This window comes from Mycobacterium sp. ST-F2, from assembly GCF_001905655.1.
Taxonomy (GTDB): domain Bacteria; phylum Actinomycetota; class Actinomycetes; order Mycobacteriales; family Mycobacteriaceae; genus Mycobacterium.
This window is the reverse complement of the sequence record NZ_JMHT01000073.1, coordinates 1-23,123: the sequence shown is the minus strand read 5'-3', so window position 1 is coordinate 23,123 and position 23,123 is coordinate 1. Positions and strand designations below refer to the sequence as shown.

The following is a 23,123-nucleotide window of genomic DNA, read 5'->3' as shown; positions in this document are numbered from 1 at the left end:
CACTGTCGAATATTCGACGTACTGTTCGAAAGTATGACACCGAAGGTAGACGCGCCCGACGTTGCCAGTCAAGTGCCATCACCTCCGACCGAACGCGTGATCGCGGTGATGCAGCTGCTCGCCGCCGAGCCCGACCGCTCGTTCTCCCTCGCCGACATCACCCGCCGACTCGACATCAGCCGCGCCACCGGACACGCCATCCTCACGACTCTTGCTGCGCACCAATGGGTTCTGCGCGACGAGGCGAGCGCGGGTTATTCCTGCGGGCCGGCAATCGCGGCGCTGGGCCGCCCGTCGAACAATCGCGCGTTCCGGCCGGTGTTGGCTGAGTTGTCCGAATCCATTGGTACGCAAGTTCTTCTGGTCCGACGTGACGGGGCGTCACTGCAGATCGTCGACACCGTCGGCGAATCCCTCACAGCACCAAGCCTCGGCCCCGGCTTCCGCGTCCCGCTCGTCGCGCCCTTCGGCCGCGACTATGTCGCCTGGGCCGCGGAATCGGCACAACAGGTGTGGCTGGGCGCAGGCCAACCGGCCACGCAACTGCGCAAACGCCTGGCCGCGGTACTGCAGGAGACACGGCGCCGCGGCTACGTGATCGAGCGACTGAGCCCCGAGTACATCCGGGTCTATTCGGCGCTGCGCGCCCTGGCGATCGACGGCGAACCCGACGCCATCACCCGGCGCCTGGCCTGGTCGTTCGCCGACCTCACGCTCGTCGACTACCTGCCCGGTGAACTCGACGACTCGGGCCCCCACCAGATCGCCACCATCGCCGCGCCGGTCCGGGACGCCGATGGGCTGGTGACCATGTCGGTGAGCGCGGCGCCGTTCTCCGCACTCACCGAGGCCCAGGTCACCGACATCGGCGCCCAGGTTTCCGCCGCGGCCCGCCGCATCGAACAACATGGAGTCGGATCATGAAGGCAGCAGTCGTAACCGGCACTGGGACAACAGATGTCATCGAGGTGGACCGACCCGAGGTCGGCCCGCACGACGTGCTGGTGAAGATTCGCGCCTGCGGTATCTGCGGCAGCGACGCGCTCTACATCGCCATCGGCGGGCTGCCGCCGCACCACGGCCGCATGCCGCTCGGGCACGAACCCGCCGGCGAGATCGTCGCGGTCGGCGCGGAGGTGACAGACCTGGCCGTCGGCGACCACGTCGTCGTCGACCCCATGGCCACCCCTGGAGACATCATCGGCAACGGCGGCGGACGCGGCGCCCTCGCCGAGTACCTGCTCCTCACCGACGCGGTCCGCGGCACACATCTCGAGGTCATCCCCGACCACATCCCGTTCGAGGTGGCCGCGCTCAACGAGCCGATGGCCGTCGCCCGGCACGCCGTCAACCGCTGCCACCCCAAGCCCACTGACAAGGTGCTCATCTTCGGCGCCGGGCCCATCGGCCTCGGCGCGGTCCTGGCGCTCAAATCCCTTGGTGTGCAACATGTCGTCGTCGCTGACATCATCTCGTCCCGACTCGAGACGGCACTGGAGATCGGCGCCGACGCCGTCATCAATTCCGCTGAGGAGAACCTTGCCGCGCGACTTGTCGAGCTGCACGGCACGGGCGCGGCGATGTTCCCCGGCAAGGCCGACACCGACATCTACCTCGACGCCGCGGGCGTCCCCGCCGTCATCGAGAGCGCGGTGACCATGGCGAAGCGGGGCGCGACCATCGGCGTGGTGGCCGTGCACAAAGCGCCCGTCCCGGTCGACTTCCTGTCCCTGATGAGCAATGAGATCACCATCCTGGGATCCCTGGGCTACCCCGACGAAATCTTCGACGTTACAAGCGATCTCGTCGCCAACTGGCAGAAGTACGCGCGCATCGTCAGCCACACCATCCCGTTCGATCGGGTCAATGAGGCCCTGGCGACGGCCTCGACGCCCGGCGCCGCCGACAAGATCGTCGTCGTCTTCGACTGAGCGGCGTAGCGTGGCGACGGTGACTGACCTCGCCGCCTTCTCTGACCTGTCGGCTCGAGACCACGGGCTCGTTGTGCTCAACACCCTGCGCGGTGACGGGAGCATCCAGTCCTCGGTGGTCAATGCCGGGGTGATGCCGCATCCGCAGACCGGCGACGAGGTCGTCGCTCTCGTCGCCATCGGCTCCACCCGCAAGCTGCGCAATCTGCGTGCTGACCCGCGCACCTCGGTCGTCGCGCACGCGGGCTGGCAATGGCTGACGGTCGAGGGCACGGCAGAAGTCATCGGCCCGGACGACACCGATGCCGAAACCCTGAGGGTGTTGTTGCGCAACGTCTTTACGGCTGCCGGCGGGACGCACGACGACTGGGACACCTACGACCGCGTCATGCGCGAAGAAGGCCGGGCTGCGGTACTGATCACGCCTACGCGGATCTACTCGAACCCCGCGCGCTGACCCACAGAGCCCCGCCGAGGGTGCACGCAGATCGCCAGATCCGCGGTTGGCGCGCTCTGACTGCACATTGGCGACGAAACCCGGCCAGATACGCGAAAACCCCCAAATCCCTGGGGATTTGGGGGTCTCGCAACCAGTGGCTAGAGGCTAGCTCTCCAGCGAAGCCGGCGGCAGGAAGCGGTCGCCGTACTTGGCGGCCAGTTCCTTGGCGCGGGCCACGAAGGCCTCCTTGCCGACGCCCAGCTCGCCCTGGTAGCCGACGATGAACTGCGCCGAACCACCGGTGTACGGCGGGAAGCCGATACCCATGATCGAGCCGATGTTCGCGTCAGCGGTCGAGGTCAGCACACCCTCGTCGATGCACTTCTGGGTCTCGAGTGCCTCGGCGAACAGCATGCGGTCGATCATGTCCTGCAGCGGCAGTTCGGTCGAACCCGAGTTGAACGCGTCCTTCAGGCCCGGCCACAGCTGGGTGCGCTTGCCGTCGACGTATTCGTAGAAGCCCGCACCCTTGAGGCGCGACGGGCGACCGAGCTCGATCATCTTCTCGACGACAGCCTCGGCCGGGTGCCCCACGTAGGTGCCACCCTCGGCCTCGACGCCCTCCTTGGAGGCCACGGCGATCTTGTGCATGAGCTCGAGGTTGAGCTCATCCGAGAGCTGCAGCGGCGCCGCCGGGTAACCGGCCTGCGAACCGGCCTGCTCGATGGACGCGGGCGCGACGCCCTCGCCCAGCATGGCCAGCGCCTCGTTGACGAAGGTGCCGATCACGCGCGAGGTGAAGAAGCCACGGCTGTCGTTGACGACGATCGGGGTCTTCTTGATGGCCAGGGTGTAGTCGAACACGCGGGCCAGCGCCTCGTCGGAGGTCTTCTCGCCCTTGATGATCTCCACCAGCGGCATCTTGTCGACGGGCGAGAAGAAGTGGATACCGATGAAGTCCTCCTGGCGCTTCACGCCGGTCGCCAGACCGGTGATCGGCAGCGTGGAGGTGTTCGAGCCGAGCAGTGCGTTGGGCTCGACGATGTCCTCGATCTCCTGGAACACCTTGTGCTTGAGTTCCTGGTTCTCGAACACGGCCTCGATGACGAAGTCGACGCCCTTGAGGTCGGCCGGGTCAGCGGTCGGCGTGATGCGGGCCAGCAGCGCGTCGGAGCGCTCCTGCGTGGTCTTGCCCCGCTCGAGGGCCTTGGCCTCGATCTTCTCGGAGTAGTTCTTGCCCTTGTCGGCAGCTTCCTGCGTGACGTCCTTGAGGACGACCTCGTAGCCCGCCTTGGCCGACACGTAGGCGATACCGGCGCCCATCATGCCCGCGCCCAGCACGCCGATCTTCTTGATGTCCTGCTTGGGGATGTCCGCCGGACGCGACGCACCGCCGTTGATGGCCTGCAGGTCCAGGAAGAACGCCTGAATCATGTTCTTCGACGTCTGGCCGGTGACCAGGGTGGTGAAGTAGCGGCTCTCGATGCGCGACGCGGTGTCGAAGTCGACCTGCGCACCCTCGACGGCGGCATCCAGGATGGCGCGCGGCGCGGGCATCGGGGCACCCTTGAGCTGCTTCTTCAGCAGCGCCGGGAACGACGGCAGGATGCCGGCCAGGCCCGGGCTCGACGGGGTGCCGCCGGGCATCTTGTAGCCCTTGACGTCCCACGGCTGGGTGTGGGCCTCGGGGTTGGCCTTGATCCACGCCTTGGCGGCCGGGACCAGTTCCTCGACGGTGTCGACCAGCTCGTCGACCAGGCCGGTGGCCTGCGCCTTGGCCGGGGTGAAGCGGGTGCCCTGGCTCAGGACCTCCATGAAGGCCTTCTGGATACCGAACATGCGCACGGTACGGGCGACGCCGCCACCGCCGGGCAGCAGGCCCAGGGTGACCTCGGGCAGGCCGATCTGGCTGCCGCGGACGTCGGCGGCGATGCGGTGGTGGCACGCAAGGGCGATCTCCAGGCCACCGCCGAGGGCGGCACCGTTGATGGCGGCCACTACGGGCTTGCCCAGGGTCTCCAGGGCGCGCAGATCGCGCTTGATGTCCTCGACCATGGCGAACGCCTCGCCGGCGTCGTCCGGGCCGATCTGCATCATGCCCTTGAGGTCACCGCCGGCGAAGAAGGTCTTCTTCGCGCTGGTGATGACGACACCGGTGATGGAGTCCTTCTCGGCGATGAGGCTCTGCACCGCGTAGTGCATCGACTCCTTGTAGTGCTCGTTCATGACGTTGGCCGAACCGGTCGGGTCGTCCATGGTCAGGGTGACGATGCCGTCGGCATCCTTGTCCCACTGAATTGTCTTCTCAGCCATTGTTTTTCAATTCTCCCTAGACGCGCTCGATGATGGTGGCCACGCCCATGCCGCCGCCGATACACAGCGTGATCAGGGCACGCTTGGCGCCGCGGCGCTCGAGCTCGTCGACCATGGTTCCGGTGATCATGGCGCCGGTGGCGCCCAGCGGGTGGCCCATCGCGATGGCGCCACCGTTGACGTTCAGCTTCTCGTCCGGGATGTTCAGGTCCTTCTGGAACTTCAGGACGACCGAGGCGAAGGCCTCGTTGATCTCGAACAGGTCGATGTCATCGACCGTCAGGCCGGCGCGGTCCAGCACCTTCTTGGTGGCCGGGGTCGGGCCGGTCAGCATGATGACGGGGTCGGCACCGCTGGTGGCGGTGGCCACGATGCGGGCACGCGGGGTCAGGCCCTGCGACTTGCCGGCAGCCTCGGAACCGATCAGCACCAGCGCGGCACCGTCGACGATGCCCGAGCTGTTGCCGCCGTGGTGGACGTGGTCGATCTTCTCGACGTAGTGGTACTTCTGCAGCGCCACGTCGTCGAAGCCGCCCATGGCGCCCAGGCCCGCGAACGCGGAGTTGAGCTTGCCCAGGCTCTCCAGGGTGGTGCCCGGACGCATGTGCTCGTCGTGGTCCAGGATGGTCAGGCCGTTCTGGTCCTTGACCGGGATGACCGACTTGGCGAAGTAGCCGCCGGACCACGCCGCGGCGGCCTTCTCCTGCGAGCGCACCGCGTAGGCGTCGACGTCCTCGCGCGAGAAGCCCTCGATGGTGGCGATCAGGTCGGCGCCGATGCCCTGCGGGACGAAGCCGATGCGGTAGTTGGTCTCGGGGTCACCGGCCCACGCGCCGCCGTCCGAACCCATCGGGACGCGGCTCATGGACTCGACACCACCGGCGTACACCAGGTCGTCCCAGCCGGAACGGACCTTCTGGGCGGCCAGGTTCACGGCCTCGAGGCCGGAGGCGCAGAAGCGGTTGAGCTGGAAGCCACCGGTGGTCTCGGGCAGCTTGGCCACGAGAGCGGCGGTGCGGGCGATGTCGCCGCCCTGGTCACCGACGGGCGAGACGACGCCCATGATGACGTCGCTGATCAGGTTCTCGTCCAGATCGGGGTTGCGACGACGCATTTCGTCGATCAGGCCGACGATCAGGTTGACCGGCTTGACCTCGTTCAGTGCACCGTTGCGCTGCTTGCCACGGGGCGTGCGAATGGCCTCATAGATGAAGGCTTCTTCGGACATGTGTTTGCTCCAGGTCCTATTGAGATGGGGTTGTGGGTGCGGCTACCCGCGGGTAGACGGTCCCCTGCCCGGAAGCGTAACAGGCCCTCCCAACCAGGTGGTTGGGAGAGTGTCCAGAGGCACACAAAAGGCCACCTACGGCACGTCCGCGGCGACCTGACGTGCAATAAGTGGCCCTTGCGCAAAAAGTGGCCCGTGCGCCTGCCGTTAAGCGACGGCCTCGGTGAGGAACGGATAGTCGGTGTAGCCGACGGGACCCGGCGCGTAGAACGTCGCCACGTCGGGTTCGTTGAGCTCGGCCCCCAGGATCAGGCGGTCGACCAGGTCGGGGTTGGCCAGGAAGGACCGCCCGACCGCGGCGGCACTGATGGCACCCAGGTCCACGAAGCTGTTCAGCTGGCAGAAATCGGTACCTGACGCCCGGCCTGTGTTGAGCACGAAGGTGCCCGACCACAATGCGCGGATCGCCCCGAACAGCGCCTCGGTGGGGTCGATGAGCACATGCAGGTATGCGATACCGAGCGGATCGATCCGGTTCAGCAGGGCCTCATATGCGCTGAACGCGTCGTTCTCACGCATGTCGCCGGCGGAGTTTCCGGGGGATATCCGCAGCCCGACCCGACCGGGTCCGATCTCGGCCACGACGGCTTCGACGACCTCGGCGATCAGTCGGGCCCGGTTCTCCGGCGATCCGCCGTACGCGTCGGTGCGCTGGTTGACCACGTCGGACGCGAACTCGTGCAACAGGTAACCGTTGGCGCCGTGAATCTCCACGCCGTCCATCCCGGCGTCGACCGCGCGGCGCGCGGCGGCACGGAAGTCGGCGACGATCCCGGGGATCTCCTCGATGTCGAGCGCCCGTGGGATTTCCAGAGGCTTCTTGCCCGTGGGTGTGTGGGTGACCATGTCGGCGGCGATGGCCGACGGCGCGACCGGCTGGGCACCGCTGATCTCCGAATGCCCCATGCGGCCGACGTGCCACAACTGCACGAACATCTTTCCGCCGGCCTCGTGCACGGCCTGCGCGATCTCAGCCCACTTGGCCTGGTGCCCGTCGGTGTACATGCCGGGGGTGTTCATGTAGGCGCCGTTGGCACTCCGCGAAACGGCAGTGGCCTCGGAGATGATGATCCCGGCGGCGGCGCGCTGCGAGTAATACTCGGCCGCCAGGTCCGACGGTGTGCCGTCGGCGTCGGCCCGCGACCGCGTCAGCGGCGCCATGAACAGACGGTTGGTGGCCAGCGTGTCACCGACCTGAACGGGCTTGAGCAGTGCGGCGTCGGTGGAAAGGCGGAAGGGAGCGGCAGTCACGGAGTAGGCAACCGCCGCACGACGCCGGTTCATTCCCGGCTGTGTTGCCCAGCGTCGAATGTTGGCTCGTGTTCGACGATTTCGTGGATCGTCGAACACAAGCCAACACTCGGTTCAGCTAGGCGACGTCCTTCACGAAAGTCGCGATCTCGTCGACGGCACGACGGGCGTCGGGGTTCGAGAAGGCGAAGGCCTGGAAGACGTGGACTGCGCGGTCGAAGACCTGCAGCCGCACCGGCACGCCGGCTGCCGCCAGCCGCTCGGCCAGCAGCTCCGAGTCCGGCCGCAGCGCCTCTTCCGAACCCACCTGCAGCAGGAACGGGCCCAGGCCGCGCAGGTCGGCGTCGACCGGTGACGGGATGGGGCCGCGGCCACCGTTGCGCAGCAGGAAGACCTCACTGATCATCCGCAGGAATTCGATGGGGAAGGTGGCATCGGGGATGCGGGCGGCTGCTTCATACTTCGGCGTCATGTCGCTGTCGGTGGCCGCGGAGATCAGGACGCAGCCGGCGGGCGGAGTCAGACCCAGGTCGCGCACCGCGACGGCCGTCATGGCCGCGATGAAGCCACCCGCCGAGTCACCGGCCAGCACGATGTTCTCGGGCTTCACGCCCTGCGCCAGCACATGGCGGTAGGCATCGACGCCGTCTTCGACGGCGTCCTCGACGAGGTTGCGCGGGCACAACCGGTAGGCGACGCTCAGCGCGCGGGCGCGGCTGTCGCGGGCGATGTGACTGACCAGCGGCCGGTGGCTGTTGATGCCGAGCGCGATGAACGCCGACCCGTGGAAGTAGATGATGACGCGACCGTCGACCGGCGGGGTCTTCTCGTTCCAGACCCATTCCGCCGGACAGTTCGGCAGCTCGACCTTCTCGGTCCGCGACCCGCTGACGCCGGGCATCCAGTGCATGACCCGCTCGGAACCGTCGTAGGCGCGGTTCAGCAGCGCCTGCGGAAACCGCTTGTTGATGGCCAGCATCAGCTTGGTCAGCAGGAACAGCAGCGGCTTCATGGCCTTGAGCAGGTACATCTCAGCGACCGAATGCCAGTTGGCCTTGCCCATCCATTCCGGGCCCGCGTACGTGGCGGTCTCCGGGATAGAACCGTCAAAGGGATCGTCGATCCGTTCGGCGCTGGTCATGGGGCCTCCTTGTGCGACATTGCTGTGCCGAGACTAGATCAGCTCCTCTGGCACCGGCGGGGGGCTCGACGTGCTGAGATCGCGTCGACACGGCACGATAGGCGGGTGTCGGACCCCCACCATCGCATCTCAGCGGATGCGCTCCATCGAATCGACAGCCTGTTATCCCGCGTCGACGCCGACCTCGCGGCCCGGTTTCCGGGGGACGGGTCTGCCGTCCAGCCGATACATACCGTCTATGTCAGCGCGGCCGACGCGACTCCCGACACTCCCGCGCAGTGGGGTCAGGCCGCGCTCGAACTGCTGGACCGGCACCTGGAGGTCTTCGCTGAACTCGGTGACCCGACCACTCTGGCACTCGTGCGCAACCAGCTCGCCGCAGCGCCGATTGCCGACCTGCGGGTAGATTTCGAGGACGGTTACGGCCACCGCGGCGACGACGTGGAGGATCGTGACGCGGCGCGGGCGGCGGTGACCCTCCCCGCACTCGGGCTGAGCCACAACGGGATTCGCATCAAGGGACTGACGACCGCGGAACGCCGTCGGGCCCTGCGCACTCTCGAGTTGGTGCTCGACGCCGGCGCCATCGACGGATTCGTCTTCACCGTGCCGAAACTGCGTGCGGCCGAACAGGTCACCGCAGCAGTCTGGCTGTGCGAGGCGTTGGAAACCGCGCACGGCCTGGCCGATCACACGCTGCGCTTCGAGCTGCAGATCGAGAGCCCGCAGGCGGTACTCGGCCCGGACGGGACCGCGACCCTCGCCCGCGCGATCCACCTGGCCGATGGCCGGTGCAGCGCATTGCATTACGGCACATACGATTACAGCGCCGCCTGCGGCATCGCACCGCAACATCAGGCGCTCGACCACGCCGTGGCCGACCACGCCAAAGCGGTGATGCAGACCGCCGCCGCGCAAACCGGGGTCTGGGTCGCCGACGGCTCGACGCAGGTGGCCCCGACCGGCACCGAAGAGCAAGTGGTGCAGGCGATCCGGCGCCACCATCGGCTGGTCACCCGGTCCCTCACGCGCGGTTTCTACCAGGGCTGGGACATGCATCCCGGCCACCTGGTGACCCGGTGGCTGGCCACCTTCACGTTCTTCCGGGCCGCCATGGCCGCCGCGGCGCCACGCCTGCAGGCCTACCTGGACCGCACCGGCGGCCCGATCGTCGACGAACCCGCGACCGCCGAGGCGTTGGCCGCGGTGGTGCTGCGCGGGCTGGACTGCGGTGCATTCGGCCCCGACGATGTCCTCGCGGTTGCGCCCGGCGCCACCGTTGAAGTATTGCGAAACCTCAAGAACCGAAAGCTGTCATGACTGAATCATTGCCGGACTTCACCTGGCTGCCGGATCTCGCGCTGCGGAGCCTCGGTGGTGCCGTCATCTGGGCGAACGACGACTTGTTCGCCGAGAAAGAGAACCTCATCTCCCCCGGTCCCTCGGTGTATCGGCCGGCGTCGTTCGGGCACAAGGGACAGGTGTACGACGGTTGGGAGACCCGGCGGCGGCGCGAAGACGGCCACGACACGGCCATCGTGCGGCTCGGTGTGCCGGGTGTCATCCGCGGCGTGGTCGTCGACACCGCATGGTTCAAGGGCAACTATCCGCCGGCCGTCTCCATCGACGCCATCGAGGTCGACGGGTACCCGACAGCCGAACAATTGGCCGACGCCCCGGACTGGGTACCGCTCATCGAGCGGTCGCGGGTGTACGGCGACACGCGCAACAACTTCGAGGTCTCCTCGGAGCAGCGCTGGACGCACGTGCGCCTCAACATCTACCCGGACGGCGGGGTGGCGCGACTGCGGGTGCACGGCGAAGGCCGCCCGGACACCCGATTCTTCGGCGTCGGTCCGCTGGACCTGGCGGCCCTGGAGAACGGCGGTCTGGTGCTGGACGCCTCGAATCGCTTCTACAGTTCTCCGCAGAATCTGATCTTCCCCGGACAGGCGCAGGTGATGGGCGATGGCTGGGAAACCGCCCGGCGCCGTGACGATTCCAACGACTGGGTGCGTATCCGGCTGGCCGGACCGGGCCGGGTGCGGCTCGCCGAGATCGACACGTCGTACTTCATCGGGAACAGCCCCGGCGCCGCGGCACTGACCGCATTGGGAGCCGACGGACAGTGGGTCGAACTGCTGCCCCGCACCGAACTGCTGCCCGACACCCGTCACCGTTTCCTCGTCGACGCCGACGACGTGGTGTCCGAGGCACGACTGGACATCTATCCGGACGGAGGGCTGGCCCGGTTGCGGCTGTTCGGGGAACTCGCGTGAGCTACCCACGCGACCTGGTGGGCTATGGCCGCACCCCGCCGGACCCGCAGTGGCCCGGGGGTGCGGCCGTAGCCGTGCAGTTCGTCCTCAACTATGAGGAGGGCGGCGAGAACAACGTGCTCGACGGGGACCCGGCCTCGGAGACGTTCCTGTCCGAGATGACCCCGGCCGACGCGTTCCCCGACCGGCACATGAGCATGGAGTCGCTCTACGAGTACGGCTCGCGCGCCGGATTGTGGCGGATACTGAGGATTTTCGAGCGCCGGGGCATCCCGCTGACCATCTTCGCGGTGGCCCGAGCCCTGCAGCGCAATCCCGAGGCGCTGGCCGCGTTCGGCGAACTGGGACACGAGATCGCCTGTCACGGTCTGCGGTGGAAGTCGTACCAGCTGATCGATCGCGACACCGAACGCGAGCACATGGCCGAGGCGGTCCGCATTCTGACCGAGCTCACCGGCGCCGCACCACTGGGCTGGTACACCGGCCGGGACTCACCGCACACGCGCGAGCTGGTGGTCGAGCACGGCGGGTTCGTGTACGACTCGGATTCCTACGCCGACGATCTGCCGTACTGGGTGCGGGTGGCCGACACCGACCATCTCGTGGTGCCGTACACGCTCGACACCAACGACATGCGCTTCGCCTCTCCGGCAGGCTTTTCCAACGGCGAGGAGTTCTTCGCCCATCTGCGTGACGCGTTCGACGTGCTCTACGCCGAGGGTCTGGCCGGCAGCCCGAAGATGCTCTCGGTCGGGCTGCACTGCCGCCTGGTCGGCCGACCGGCCCGCAGTGCCGCGCTGGAACGATTCCTCGACCACGTGCAGCGTCATGACCGGGTGTGGCTGGCCCGGCGCATCGAGATCGCGAACCACTGGCGCGCAGTACATCCGGCCTAACGCTGCGTGTACTCCTTGGCGGGCGGATAGGCGTACTCGCCGAGTTTCCCGGTACGCAGACCCATCGTCACCAGCGACTGCACCGTCAGCGTCGCGGCGATCACGCCATCGACGACCGGCACGCCGATCTCCGCCGAGATCGTCCGGCACATGTCCGCCATGCCCGCACACCCCAGCACGATCGCGTCGGAACCGTCGCGCTCGACGGCCGCGCGGCACGCTGCCGTGACCTCCTTGAGCGCGTCCGGGTTCGACTCCAAATCCAGCACGGGGATCTCACACGCGTGGATGCCCAGGCAGAACCGGTCCATCCCGTAGCGCTCGGCGAGTTCGGCTGCCCGCCCGACGGTCCTGCTCAATGTGGTCACGACCGAGAATCCGCGCCCCAGATGGCTGGCGGTATGCATGGCTGCCTCGGCGATGCCGATCACCGGGCCTGCCGCCACCTCGCGCGCCGCGTCCAGGCCGGGATCACCGAAACAGGCGATGACGTAGCCAGAGGCCCCGGACTGTTCCCCGCGCGCGATGACATCCAGCAGCCCCGGCACGCTCATAGCTTCGTCGTAGTGGCTCTCGATGGACGGCGGGCCGAATGGTGAAGTGACACCGACGATTTCAGTCCCCGGAAGCGCTACCGCCCGGGCACATGCCTCAATGGTCGAGGTCATGGCCCGGGTGGTGTTCGGGTTGATTACCAGGATGCGCATGTCAAGCCGCTGCTGGTTCAATTTCTTGGTCATTGCAGCCGGCTACGTTGGCTGCCTTCGCCAAGAAATAGTAGGCAATGAAGCCGGCCGCACAACCAATGAACCAGCTGTACTTGGTGATGCCGTACGCACCGTCCCACACGTGGAACAGTTTCGGGATGAGCACCGAGGCGAACGCGATGACACCAGAGATGGCAACGGAATAGACGGCGGCGCGGTTATAGCCATTGTCGTACCAATACGCGCCGCTGGGTTCCATGGTGAACAGATCGTCGACGATGATCTTCTGTTTCCGGATCAGGTAGAAGTCCGCGATCAGGATGCCGAACAGCGGGCCGATCAGCGCGCCCAGCAGACCGAGCGTCCAAAAGATGGCCTCGTCGTTGCTGTACCAGTTCCACGGCGTCAGGATCACCGAGCCGACTGCCGCGATCATGCCGCCCTTGGTCCAGCTGATCCGCTGCGGGCTGACGTTCGAGAAGTCGAATGCCGGCGAGATGAAGTTGGCGACGATGTTGATGCCGATGGTCGCGACCACGAAGGTGAAACCACCCAGAACGATCGCGAATGTGCTGTCGATCTTCTCCACGGTCTTGATCGGGTCGGTGATCAATTCGCCGTACAGCGGCACCGTCGCCGCGGCAGTGAGCACGGTCAGCAGCGAGAACATGATGAAGTTCAGCGGCAGGCCGAGGAAGTTGCCACGCTTGACGGCCTTGAAGTCCTTCGCGTACCTCGAGAAGTCACCGAAGTTGAGCATCGGACCCGAGAAGTAGGACACCACCGAGGCGATGGCGGCGAGCATCGCCGCGACCAGGGTTCCCCCGGTGAGTGCCTCCTTCGACAGGTTCAGGTTCACATGCCAGTGGACCTTGTTCAGCATGTACACGCACATCACGACCATGACCACGTACACCGCGGGTCCTGCGAAGTCGATGAACTTGCGGATCATGTCCATGCCGCGCAGGAAGAGCACCGCTTGCAGCACCCACAGGATCGCGTAGCTGATGTAGCCGAGAGCCGACAGGCCCAAGAACATGTGAGTGTTCAAACTGGCCATGCTCGGGAAGAGTTTGATGAGCACGATGTTCAGAGACTCAGCCGCAAGGTAGGTCTGTACGCCGTACCAGGCGATCGCGATACAGCCACGAATGATGGCGGGAATGTTGGCGCCCAACACGCCGAACGACGCACGGCAGGTGACCGGATAGGGAACACCGGCCTGTTGACTCGGTTTGGCGACCAGGTTGCAGAAGACCTGGACGATGACGATGCCCGCAATCAGGCAGACGAAGACCTGCCACGCAGTGAGGCCGATGGAAAAGAGGGTACCCATCGTCACGTAGCCGCCGACGCTGTGGACGTCGGACATCCAGAACGCGAAGATGTTGTACGCCGACCAACTCTGCTTGCCCAGCGGCGCCAGGTCTTCGTTGGTCAACCGTGGGTCGTACTCCGGTTTGATGACGCCGCTGCCGACCGGGTGGCCGGCGGCCTCGACGATGTCACCTGCGCCGACCACCGCGCCCGGTGGGGTGATTTCCTTGGGAACGAGGGTGTCAGTCATGCTCGAAAACGCTAAGAAGACAACGTTTCCCTGCTGTTTCCCCGGGGATATGCGGCAATTGCGAAAAAGATATATCCCGCCGCTACGCCAGCAGCCCGGTGTCGGTCGGTAGCGTCGCGATCACCGCGTTGAGCCGGACGGCATGGTTTTCCGCGACGGTGATCAGGCGTTCTGCGTCACCGGCGACGAAGGCGTCGACCATCGCGCAATGGTCCGCGTGCAGGTCCGCCCGGTCGTCACGACTGACATGCACCATGGACTGCACGGGTTCGGTGACATTCCACGCCGCCTCCAGCATGTGCAGCAGCCGATACATGCGCGAGGGTCGGGTGAGAGCGGCATGCAACTCGCGGCTCTGCCGGTGGTAGGCACCCGCGTCGTCGTCGCGGATCGCCTGCTGCAGCTTGACATTGACCGCGACCGCGGCCGCGCGGTCGGCATCGGTGGCGTTGGCCACGGCGACGCCCAGCGACGCCGATTCCAAAGCCTCACGCACGATGTACATTTCGCGTAGCTCCTGCGGTGTCAGCAGCGCCACGGTGTAGCCGAAGTTGAGCCGGTGCTCCACCAGCCCCTCGCCGATGAGCGTCTTCAGCGCCTCGCGCACCGGAATCTGGCTGACGCCGAACACGTCCGCGACGTCAGCCAGAGGGATCGGCGTACCGGGCGGCACCCCGCCGTCGAGGACCGCACGCCGCAGTTCATTCAGCACGCCCTGCTGTGACGGCGCGGTCCGGTCCGCCACCAGCTGTCCGAGCAGCACAGAACGCCGGTGGGGCCGCATACCCGCACAGTAGATCGCGTTGTTGCCGACCCCGTTTCAGCGACGTTTCGACTGCGTTAGCGGAGTCACTCGTTCAGGACGGCGTGCGCGGCGTTGTAGCCCGGGATGAAGTTGACGGCCGGGCCACCGTGGCAGCCGGCACTGCCCAGATAGAGCCCCTCGACCGGCAGCTCCTGGTCCAGATAGCCGCGCGGGCCGGGCCGGTTCGGGCCCATCTGCTCGGGGTGGATCAGGCCATGGCAGAAGTCGCCGCCGGGCGCGCCGAACATGCGGTCCATGTGCCGCGGCGTGAACGTCGTGTGCCGCAGGATCAGCTTCTCGAAGTTCGGTGCCACCCGGGTGATCTTGTCGATGACCCGTTGCCCCATCTCCCGCTTCATCGAACCGTAGTCGCCGTCCCCTTCGACCGGGAACCACAGCGCGAACGCCGACGACGCATGCTTTCCGGGTGGCGCCAGCTCGGGATCCTGGACCGACGGAATCTGCCAGGCGATGGACGGGTCGGCCGGCACTATTCCCCGGCGGCTGTCCTCCCACTGCTGCTGCAGTTCCTCCGGCGTGCTGAAAAGGCCGATGGTGCCCTGTAATTCGGGGTTGTTCAGGATTTCGTAGGGCTCGGCGAATTCGGGGATGCCGTCGAGCGCGAAGTGCATCTGCAGGTAGCTGCCGCGGTGGTCGACGCGCGTGTAGCGGGCCCGCACGTCGTCGGGTACGGCACCGCCGAGCAGCTTGTCCACGGTCACTGACGGCGCGAGCGACGAAACCACCACGGGCGCAGCGATTTCCGTACCGTCCTCCAGCCGGACACCGGTGACCCGGCCGTCGTCCACGGTGATGGCCGCGACGGCGCTGCGCAGCCGGACCTCACCGCCGTGCGCGACGAACGCGTCCTCGAGGTGGCGGGCCAGTGCCCCGATGCCGCCCTTGAGCTTGCGCATCAGCGACGCACCGTCGGTGGGGACCGCGAGCCCGAAGGCCAGTGCGGCGGCACTGCCCGGGGTCTGGGGTCCTCGGTAGGTGGTGTTGCACGCCAGCACCGACAGCATGCCGCGGATGGCGCCGTGCTTGTCCTTGTCCGGCAGGTAGCGGTCCAGGACGTCGGTCACCGAGCCGAAGAGCATGTCGGTGATGGCCGACCGCTCGAATTCGTTTGTGGCGCAGGCATACATCTCGTCGTAGGTCTTGGGCGGCAGCCCGGCGTCGAAGCGTCCGAGGGCGCGCGCCGGTGCCATGCTCCAGGCCATCAGCCCGGCCATGCCGTTGACGGCCTCGGCGCCGTGCACCTCGTTCATGTGCGTGAGCAGCTTCATGGGGTCGGAGTAGAAGAGGAACGGCTCATCGCCGATGCCCCGCATGTTCACCGACATGACTTCCTGCTCGACGCTCGGCACCTGGTCGAGGCCCAGCTCCTGGCTCACCTTGAGCGACGTCGGGAACTGCTCGGACCCGGCGATCTCAAATTTGAAGCCGTCGAACAGCTCTACGGTCGAGGCCATACCGCCCGAGTAGAGCTTGGACTCCAGACACAGCGTCCGCAGGCCGGCCTTCTGCAGCATCACCGCCGACGCCAGCCCGTTGTGCCCTGCCCCGATCACGATCGCATCGAATTGCGCCATGATGGCACCTTGGCACTCGTCACAAAGTTCTGTCAATAGTGACAAAACATTGGCCGATGAAATCAGACCGGCCCGGCCGCGAGCTGATCCAGCGCCTGGTGACACATGCGCGCCAGATCAGCCAGTGACCGTTCCGCGCCCGACATCCACACCTCCATCGCGCCGAACACCGCGGCAGCGATGGTCCGCGAGCTCACCGCGATGCGCAGCCGGTCATCGGACCTGCCACACCGCGCCAGGTGTTCGGCGATGGCTTCGGCGAAATCAGCCTCCACCTGCCGGATGTGGCTGACGATCCGGTCGGCGTCCAGCTCCTGTTCCCGCAGCGCGGCAATCTTGGTGACGGCGCCAAAGTCATACGGAAAGGCGAAGATCGCGGCCTGTACGGCCGCCAACACCGGTTCGTCTGCCGGACGTCCGGCCAGCGCGGTGCGGAACCAGTGCAGGCCCGCGTCGTAGTCGGCGAACAACAGCTCGTGCTTCGACGTGAAATGCCGGTAGAACGTGCGCAGCGAAACCCCGGCATCCGCGGCGATCTCCTCGGCCGTCGTGCCCTCCACACCCTGCGCCAGAAAGCGGACCAACGCCGCCTGCTGCAACGCCTCACGCGTGCGCTCACTGCGGACGGTCTGTGGCGGCCGGGGCATCCCAGTACCGTACCGCAGAACGTTTTGTCATGATTGACAAAACATTATGCGGCGAGCAGACTCCGCTGACATGGTCTCGCTCATCGTCCACGCCGTCCTCGGACTGATCACCATCGCGTTCATCGTCAAGCTCAATCCGGCCGTCTTCCGCCGACCGGCCGACGGGCCCGCGTTCTCGGCACTCGAGTCGGCGTACTACGTCATCGGCATCGCCTCGATAGCGCTCGGCTACTACTTCAACACCAAGTTCGTCATGGATTACCAACCAGCCGACGGCAATCCGATCACCGGGCCCGGCAGCTGGTCGGACTACATCCGCCTGATGTTCGTCAACCCCGCGGCGTCCTCGGCCGGCCAGGACTACACGATCATCAACGTCATCCTGCTCCCGCTGTTCACCATCGCCGACGGCCTGCGGCGCGGCATCCGGCACCCGTGGCTGTTCTTCGTCAGCAGCCTCTTCACCAGTTGCGCATTCGCGCTGGCCTTCTACTTCGCGGTGATCGCCCGGCAGCAGCGGCATCAGGGCGCGGCCGACAACGTCAGGAGTTCTGCGACAATCCGGGGGTGACGCCACCGAGGATGGTCGCCCGCCTGCGGCCCTACGCCTCCACCATCTTCGCCGAGATGTCGGCTCTGGCCGCGCGGGTCGGCGCCGTCAATCTCGGCCAGGGATTTCCCGACGAAGACGGCCCGGCGCCGATGCTCACGGTGGCGCAGCAGGCCATCGCGGACGGCATCAACCAATACCCGCCCGGCCCGGGCATCCCGGCGCTGCGTCAGGCCATCGCCGCGCAGCGCAAGCGGCACTACGGCATCGACTACGACCCGGACACCGAGGTACTGGTCACCGTCGGCGGCACCGAGGCCATCGCCTCGGCCGTGATCGGGCTGGTCGAACCAGGGGCCGAAGTCCTGATCATCGCGCCGTTCTACGACTCCTACTCCCCGGTGATCGCCATGGCCGGCTGCCGCCGCGTCGTCGTCCCCCTCGCCCCGGACAACCACGGTTTCGCCATCGACATCGACGGGCTCCGCGCCGCGATCACGCCGGCCACCCGCGCCCTGATCCTCAACTCACCGCACAACCCGACAGGCATGGTCGCCAGCCACGACGAGCTGACGGCCATCGCCGCCCTCGCCATCGAACACGACCTCCTGGTGATCACCGACGAGGTCTACGAGCAGTTGACGTTCGACGGTCATCAGCACCGGCCGCTGGCGGGCTACCCCGGCATGGCCGAGCGGACCGTCACCATCTCCAGCGCCGCGAAGATGTTCAACTGCACGGGTTGGAAGATCGGCTGGGCCTGCGGGCCGGCCGACCTGATCGCCGGGGTGCGCGCCGCCAAGCAGTACCTGACGTACGTGGGTGGCGCACCGTTCCAGCCGGCCGTCGCGCACGCGCTCGACCACGAGGACGCCTGGGTCGACGCATTGCGAAAGTCCTACCGCGGCAAGCGCGACCGGTTGGCCGGCGCCCTGACCGACATCGGCTTCGATGTGCACGACAGCTTCGGCACCTACTTCCTGTGCGCGGACCCCCGGCCGCTGGGATATGACGACAGCACCGCGTTCTGCGCCGGGCTGCCCGAGCGCGTCGGCGTCGCGGCCATCCCGATGTCGGCGTTCCTGGATCCACACTCGCCTGACTCAGCCGGCTGGAATCACCTGGTGCGCTTCGCCTTCTGCAAACGCGACGACACCCTCGACGAGGCCATCAGCCGCCTCCGCACGCTGTGATTTGTGCACGATTTTCCGCGCCGGCCGCGGAAAATCGTGCACACATCCCTAGTTGTCCTGGGTGAGAAGCCCGGTGTCGGTGGGCAGGGTGCCAATCGCGGCGTCGACGCTGTCGTTGTGCCGCTGCGCGATTGCACTGAGCCGGTCGGCGTCCCGGGCCAGGAACGCCTCGAGCATCTCCTCGTGATCGCTGTTGAGCTTGGCCCGGTCGTCCGGTGTCACGTGCATCATCGCCTGCACGGGTTCGATCATGTTCCAGGACATCTCGAGGATGTGCAGCAGCCGGTGCATGCCCGACGGACGCACCAGGGCCATGTGGAAGTTGCGGCTCTCGCGTTGGAAGGCGGCCCCGTCGGAGTCCTTGATCGCTTGCGCCATGCGCTCATTGGCCTCGATGGCGACGGCCCGCTCGTACTCGGTGGCGCGTTCGGCGGCCCGCGCCAGCGCCGCGCCCTCCAGCGCCGCGCGCACGACGTACATCTCGTGCAGCTCCTGCTTCGTCATTCGGGAGACGGTGTACCCCGAGTTCGGCCGGTGGGTCACCAGGCCCTCGCTGATCAACGTCTTGAGCGCCTCCCGCACCGGAATGTGGCTCACCCCGAACAGCTCGGCGACCTCCGTCAGCGGCACCGGGGTCCCCGGCGGCGCGTCGCCGCGCAGGATCACTCGACGCAGCTCGGTCACCACGGTCTGCTGCGGCCCCCCGTGCCGCACCACCACCAGCTTCTCCAACAGCGGAGAAGGTGGGCGGTCGGTCATACAAACTCCCTATCGACAGATTCTGGACTAGCCGTAGAGACGAGTCACCCGGGCCCGCAGCCGGTCGACCGCAGCATCGAGCACCAGTTTGCGGGCTCGGCGCAACAAGAACTCCGGAATGGGGGCAACGAGGTCCACGATGATGTCGAACCGCACCCGGGTCCGGTCGCCCTCACGGGTCAGTTTGTACTCGGCATGTTGCCCGCGCTGTTGGAAGGTGTCGGACGCGTCCCACACCATCCAGTCATCACCCCAGTGATACTCCAGGAGCTCCTTGTCGGTGATGCCCATGATCTTCACGGTCGCTTTGACGTGGTGAGGACGACCGTCCGGATACCGATCCACTACCTGTAATTCCCGGTGCAAGCTGCGCCATTGCGACGCCTCGTCCATATCGGCCAGCGCATCCATGATGGCTTCGGGCGAGGCGTCGATCACCAGCTCTCGGGACGCCATAACTGCCATAGGGGCAAATTTAGTCCTCTACACCGGCCTCGTATAGGAAATGCGGCAGCTAACTTTCCAAACCGTTACTAACCGAGCGCGTCGATCGGCGTGGTCTGCTGCGGCGGGGCGCCGACGGGGCCGGACGGGGTCCGCGAGAACCGCGGCGCCGGCGCTGCCTGGTCGACGCCGTCGACGGTGACGATGGTGGACCTGGCCCGGAGGTGTTCGCCGGCAGCGGCCTCGGTCCAGCTGAGCACGGGAGTGACGCAGGCATCAGTTCCAGCAAATTTTTCGGTCCACTCGGCGCGGGTCCGGCTCGCGAACCGGGCGGCAAAGATGTCCCGCATCTCGTCGTAGCGCGCGAGGTCGAACTGGTTGGGCACCTCCGCGGGATCCAGATCGAGCCCCACAAGTAGCTGGGCGAAGAACTGCGGCTCGATCGAGCCGACCGCCATGTACCCGCCGTCGGAGGTCTCGTAGACGCGGTAGTACGGGGCACCACCGTCCAGGAGGAACGACTCGCGCTGGTCCTTCATCACGCCGGTGGCCTTCATGGTCCACATCATCTGGGCGAGCATGCTGACGCCGTCGACCATCGCCGCGTCGACCACCTGGCCGCGGCCGGACCGTTCGCGTTCATAGAGCGCCGTCACGATGCCGATCAGCACCAGCATCGAACCGCCGCCGAAGTCGGCGACCAGGTTCAGGGGTGCGACCGGCGGCCGGTCGCGGTAGCCGATGGCCGACAGCGCACCGGTCTGCGACAGGTAGTTGATGTCGTGGCCGGCGGTCTGCGCCAGCGGGCCGTCCTGTCCCCAGCCGGTGATCCGCGCGAAGATCAGGCGCGGGTTGACGGCCTCGCATTCGGCCGGCCCGATGCCGAGCCGCTCGCAGGTCCCCGGACGGAAACAGTCAAGCAGCACATCGGCTTTCGCGGCCAGCGCGAGCAGCGCAGCCGGATCGGACTTGACGTCCAGGTCGACGATCCGCTTCCCGCGGTGCAGCAGGTCGACGTTCTCGGCCGGCATGGTCAGCCCGCCGGGTCGACGCACCCGCACCACGTCGGCGCCGAGGTCCGCCAGCATCATGGCGGCGTGCGGCCCGGGGCCGATCCCGCCGAGTTCGATCACCTTGACTCCGGCCAGTGGCCCCGCATTCGTCATCCCGCGACGTTAGCCCATGGGTCGACGAGGCTGAATCCCGGTGTGCGTCAGCCCTTCTTGCGCTTGTCCATGAACTTTTTCAAGCCCTCGGTGGCGGTCTCGGCGCCACCGCTGACGCTGCGCTTCAGCAGGAAGCCGGGGATGGGCACGACGGGGTCGACGGTGATCTCGAACTTCACCTTGGTCTTGTTGCCGGCCGGGGTCAGCGTGTACTTGGCTTCCTGCTTCTTGAGCGACGACGACCTGATCAGCACCCAACCGCCGGTCAGGTCGGTCCAGGTGTACTCGAGGATCTGGTCGTCGGCCATGCCGGCGGCCTTGATGGTCATCTTGGCCTGCTTCGGCCGGCCGTTGTCGTAGGTGTCCAGGACCTCGGCCTTGGTGTACTGCGGCGACCACACGGGTGTCTGCGCCAGATCGGCGATGACGTCCATGATCTCTTCAGGGGTTGCCTCGATGGTCACTTCGTGCGACGCGCTGACTGCCATGGCGCGACCATAGACCACCGGACCGGGCGCCGTGACCAGGATGGTGCATCCAGCGGGACGGTCCCTAGTGGATGTTCGCCTGGATCTTCGTGGCGATGTCCGCGGCTGCCGTCACCGGCGCCTTGGGAGTGCAGGCCTCGACGTCGATGATCAGGTTGGCCACCACCTGCAAAACATGCTGGCACCAACGGGTTTCAGGCCCGGTGCCACGCGTGATGGGCATCGCCAGTTTGGTGTCAGTGCGCTCCAGGTCGCCCGACAACCACTTGGGCAGCGGCTTGTCGTTGAGCCGGATGTTCACCTTGTGGTTGGTGCACTTGGCCCACCGCTCGGCCGACAGGTTGAAGAAGTTCCGGGCCGCGTCGGAGGTCGGGTAGTAGACGACCGACTGCGCCGCCAGGTAGTTCCAGTCGTCGATGTCGGGGACCCGGAGCGTCTGCTGCCGCACGGCCTTCCAGTCCTGGCCGCTCTTGAGGTCCTTGCCGTCTTTCGAGTAGATGACGGACTCGTCGATCTGCCAGACGCCGAGGCAGTTCAGGTTCGGCAGCAGGTTGCGGTGGTCGTCCATCCCGTCTTTCGGCGGGCTGCCGACAAGGCCGGTGGTGCCCATCGTCTTGTTCAGCTCGGCCGGAGTCAGCAACAGATCGTTGATGCTCGACTCGGCGACGACGGACGGGGTCGCAGGCGTCGGCGCACCACCCTTGCCACCGCAGGCGGCCAGCGCCAGGCACAAGGCGGCGACGCCCAAGGCGTGTCGCTTCACGTGTTCCTTATATACGGGTCAGGCGTGAGTGCCGGCCGCGGCGCAGCCACGCTGGACCGCCTCGGCGTTGTTGTTGACCTCGGTCGCCGTGCTGTCGAGGTTGGTTCCGGTCATCCCGATGCCCATCTTCACCAGCAGCTTGGCCGCGCCGAACGACCAGGCCCGCATGGGCTCGGCGATGTCCGGCCGCAGACCGGGCGTGTTGGCGGCATCCATCGCAACCTGGGCGGAACTCCGCAGGCTCGTCCGGCCGGACTGGTTGCTCTGGCCGACATACGGATCGTTGTTCTCGAGGTCGTCGGCGAAGGCGCTGTAGCCATCGGCCGCGTTGTCGAGCGCCGCGGCGAACTGCGAGCAGGCTGCGACCGCTGCCGGATCGGCGTTCGCCGAGGTGACGCCCGCGGACTGGACCGAACCGGCGTTCACCGGAGCCGGGGCGGGATCGTCGGGGTCGGCATCGGCCGAAGGCTGCCCGAAAACGCCGGCGCCCAAGACGATTGCGGACGCTGCCACGAACCTCACCCAGGTGTGTGAAGACTTCACCGTTTCCTCCAAGTCATTCGCGCCGCGTCCACCGAAGGCATCGTGCTCACTCGGCTATGACGGACGCTCGGCGTTCGACGTTCCCACGGTCGGGCGTGTAGATGGCCAATTGGTTAACGCAAAACAAACCGACGATTTCCAATCCCCGTCGGTTACATGGCACCACGTGGGGAATGACCTAGATCACATTCGCTGATCAGCGCATTTCATGCGCAACGACCATGACAAATACCTCCACCAATACACGCGTATTCCCACTTAGCCCAGTGGTTGATAACGGAGGGGCAAGTTTTTGCGGTCCGTTTACCGGCTCTTCGCAGTTGAGGGTGTAGAGGTCATCGGCGCGTCGTTGCCGGGA

At 66.6% G+C, this 23,123-nt stretch carries 23 protein-coding genes; 8 read left to right on the top strand and 15 right to left on the bottom strand.

What is annotated here, in order from left to right; genetic code table 11:
* Positions 1-33: 33 nt before the first annotated feature.
* Genes EB75_RS24180 through EB75_RS24170 form a run of 3 tightly spaced genes read left to right on the top strand, consistent with a single transcriptional unit; the run spans position 34 to position 2,388 of the window.
* Positions 34-924, top strand: a complete 891-nt coding sequence (locus EB75_RS24180; protein WP_073697800.1) for an IclR family transcriptional regulator — start codon at positions 34-36, stop codon at positions 922-924.
* Complete coding sequence (locus EB75_RS24175; protein ID WP_073697799.1) at positions 921-1,931, top strand: zinc-dependent alcohol dehydrogenase; 1,011 nt, start codon at positions 921-923, stop codon at positions 1,929-1,931. The genes EB75_RS24180 and EB75_RS24175 overlap by 4 nt, the downstream gene beginning before the upstream one ends.
* A 19-nt stretch (positions 1,932-1,950) precedes the next feature.
* On the top strand, positions 1,951-2,388 hold the full coding sequence (locus EB75_RS24170) for a TIGR03618 family F420-dependent PPOX class oxidoreductase (protein WP_073697899.1): 438 nt from the start codon (positions 1,951-1,953) through the stop codon (positions 2,386-2,388).
* A 147-nt stretch (positions 2,389-2,535) separates the two neighbouring features.
* Here the strand turns inward: EB75_RS24170 and EB75_RS24165 are convergent, their stop codons facing one another.
* The 4 genes from EB75_RS24165 to EB75_RS24150 form a co-directional block, all read right to left on the bottom strand.
* Positions 2,536-4,683: a 3-hydroxyacyl-CoA dehydrogenase NAD-binding domain-containing protein gene (locus EB75_RS24165; RefSeq protein ID WP_073697798.1), complete on the bottom strand. Its 2,148-nt coding sequence runs from the start codon at positions 4,681-4,683 to the stop codon at positions 2,536-2,538.
* Between the two features lie 16 nt (positions 4,684-4,699).
* A complete protein-coding gene (locus EB75_RS24160; protein ID WP_073697797.1) occupies positions 4,700-5,911 on the bottom strand; it encodes an acetyl-CoA C-acetyltransferase in 1,212 nt (403 codons plus the stop codon).
* Positions 5,912-6,118: 207 nt separating this feature from the next.
* Positions 6,119-7,255, bottom strand: coding sequence for an alkene reductase (locus EB75_RS24155; protein WP_073697796.1), 1,137 nt, complete (start codon positions 7,253-7,255; stop codon positions 6,119-6,121).
* Positions 7,256-7,340: 85 nt separating this feature from the next.
* Positions 7,341-8,363 carry an alpha/beta hydrolase gene (locus tag EB75_RS24150; RefSeq protein ID WP_073697795.1) on the bottom strand — a complete coding sequence of 341 codons (1,023 nt, stop codon included), beginning with the start codon at positions 8,361-8,363 and terminating at the stop codon, positions 7,341-7,343.
* A 105-nt stretch (positions 8,364-8,468) separates the two neighbouring features.
* Between EB75_RS24150 and EB75_RS24145 the strand changes: the two genes are divergently transcribed.
* From EB75_RS24145 to puuE, 3 genes are read left to right on the top strand one after another with little or no spacing between them, the layout of a single operon-like run.
* Positions 8,469-9,683, top strand: a complete 1,215-nt coding sequence (locus EB75_RS24145; protein WP_142239792.1) for a DUF6986 family protein — start codon at positions 8,469-8,471, stop codon at positions 9,681-9,683.
* Positions 9,680-10,642, top strand: coding sequence for an allantoicase (alc, locus tag EB75_RS24140; protein ID WP_073697794.1), 963 nt, complete (start codon positions 9,680-9,682; stop codon positions 10,640-10,642). The genes EB75_RS24145 and alc overlap by 4 nt, the downstream gene beginning before the upstream one ends.
* On the top strand, positions 10,639-11,538 hold the full coding sequence (puuE, locus tag EB75_RS24135) for an allantoinase PuuE (protein ID WP_073697793.1): 900 nt from the start codon (positions 10,639-10,641) through the stop codon (positions 11,536-11,538). The genes alc and puuE overlap by 4 nt, the downstream gene beginning before the upstream one ends.
* On the opposite strand, the gene EB75_RS24130 is transcribed toward puuE, so the two are convergent.
* From EB75_RS24130 to EB75_RS24110, 5 genes are all read right to left on the bottom strand, one after another.
* Positions 11,535-12,245, bottom strand: coding sequence for an aspartate/glutamate racemase family protein (locus tag EB75_RS24130; protein WP_073697792.1), 711 nt, complete (start codon positions 12,243-12,245; stop codon positions 11,535-11,537). The genes puuE and EB75_RS24130 overlap by 4 nt on opposite strands.
* A gap of 1 nt (position 12,246) precedes the next feature.
* Positions 12,247-13,812: an NCS1 family nucleobase:cation symporter-1 gene (locus EB75_RS24125; protein ID WP_073697791.1), complete on the bottom strand. Its 1,566-nt coding sequence runs from the start codon at positions 13,810-13,812 to the stop codon at positions 12,247-12,249.
* A gap of 82 nt (positions 13,813-13,894) precedes the next feature.
* Complete coding sequence (locus EB75_RS24120) at positions 13,895-14,596, bottom strand: GntR family transcriptional regulator (protein ID WP_073697790.1); 702 nt, start codon at positions 14,594-14,596, stop codon at positions 13,895-13,897.
* A gap of 65 nt (positions 14,597-14,661) precedes the next feature.
* The gene (locus EB75_RS24115; protein WP_073697789.1) at positions 14,662-16,212 is read right to left on the bottom strand and encodes a phytoene desaturase family protein; all 1,551 of its coding nucleotides are present in this window, start codon (positions 16,210-16,212) and stop codon (positions 14,662-14,664) included.
* 62 nt (positions 16,213-16,274) lie between these two features.
* Complete coding sequence (locus tag EB75_RS24110) at positions 16,275-16,859, bottom strand: TetR/AcrR family transcriptional regulator (protein ID WP_073697788.1); 585 nt, start codon at positions 16,857-16,859, stop codon at positions 16,275-16,277.
* A gap of 70 nt (positions 16,860-16,929) precedes the next feature.
* On the opposite strand from EB75_RS24110, the gene EB75_RS24105 reads away from it, so the two are divergent.
* Together EB75_RS24105 and EB75_RS24100 are read left to right on the top strand one after the other, a co-directional pair.
* Positions 16,930-17,430 carry a DUF2834 domain-containing protein gene (locus tag EB75_RS24105; RefSeq protein WP_073697787.1) on the top strand — a complete coding sequence of 167 codons (501 nt, stop codon included), beginning with the start codon at positions 16,930-16,932 and terminating at the stop codon, positions 17,428-17,430.
* 11 nt (positions 17,431-17,441) lie between these two features.
* Positions 17,442-18,602, top strand: coding sequence for a pyridoxal phosphate-dependent aminotransferase (locus tag EB75_RS24100; RefSeq protein WP_073697786.1), 1,161 nt, complete (start codon positions 17,442-17,444; stop codon positions 18,600-18,602).
* Between the two features lie 48 nt (positions 18,603-18,650).
* Here the strand turns inward: EB75_RS24100 and EB75_RS24095 are convergent, their stop codons facing one another.
* The 6 genes from EB75_RS24095 to EB75_RS24070 form a co-directional block, all read right to left on the bottom strand.
* A complete protein-coding gene (locus tag EB75_RS24095; protein ID WP_073697785.1) occupies positions 18,651-19,361 on the bottom strand; it encodes a GntR family transcriptional regulator in 711 nt (236 codons plus the stop codon).
* A 27-nt stretch (positions 19,362-19,388) separates the two neighbouring features.
* The gene (locus EB75_RS24090) at positions 19,389-19,826 is read right to left on the bottom strand and encodes an SRPBCC family protein (protein ID WP_073697784.1); all 438 of its coding nucleotides are present in this window, start codon (positions 19,824-19,826) and stop codon (positions 19,389-19,391) included.
* A gap of 68 nt (positions 19,827-19,894) precedes the next feature.
* Positions 19,895-20,971, bottom strand: a complete 1,077-nt coding sequence (locus tag EB75_RS24085; RefSeq protein ID WP_073697783.1) for a CaiB/BaiF CoA transferase family protein — start codon at positions 20,969-20,971, stop codon at positions 19,895-19,897.
* A gap of 47 nt (positions 20,972-21,018) precedes the next feature.
* Positions 21,019-21,459, bottom strand: a complete 441-nt coding sequence (locus EB75_RS24080; protein ID WP_073697782.1) for an SRPBCC family protein — start codon at positions 21,457-21,459, stop codon at positions 21,019-21,021.
* A gap of 64 nt (positions 21,460-21,523) precedes the next feature.
* Complete coding sequence (locus EB75_RS24075) at positions 21,524-22,222, bottom strand: sensor domain-containing protein (RefSeq protein WP_073697781.1); 699 nt, start codon at positions 22,220-22,222, stop codon at positions 21,524-21,526.
* Between the two features lie 18 nt (positions 22,223-22,240).
* Positions 22,241-22,735: an Rv2240c family protein gene (locus EB75_RS24070; RefSeq protein WP_073697897.1), complete on the bottom strand. Its 495-nt coding sequence runs from the start codon at positions 22,733-22,735 to the stop codon at positions 22,241-22,243.
* Between the last annotated feature and the right edge of the window lie 388 nt (positions 22,736-23,123).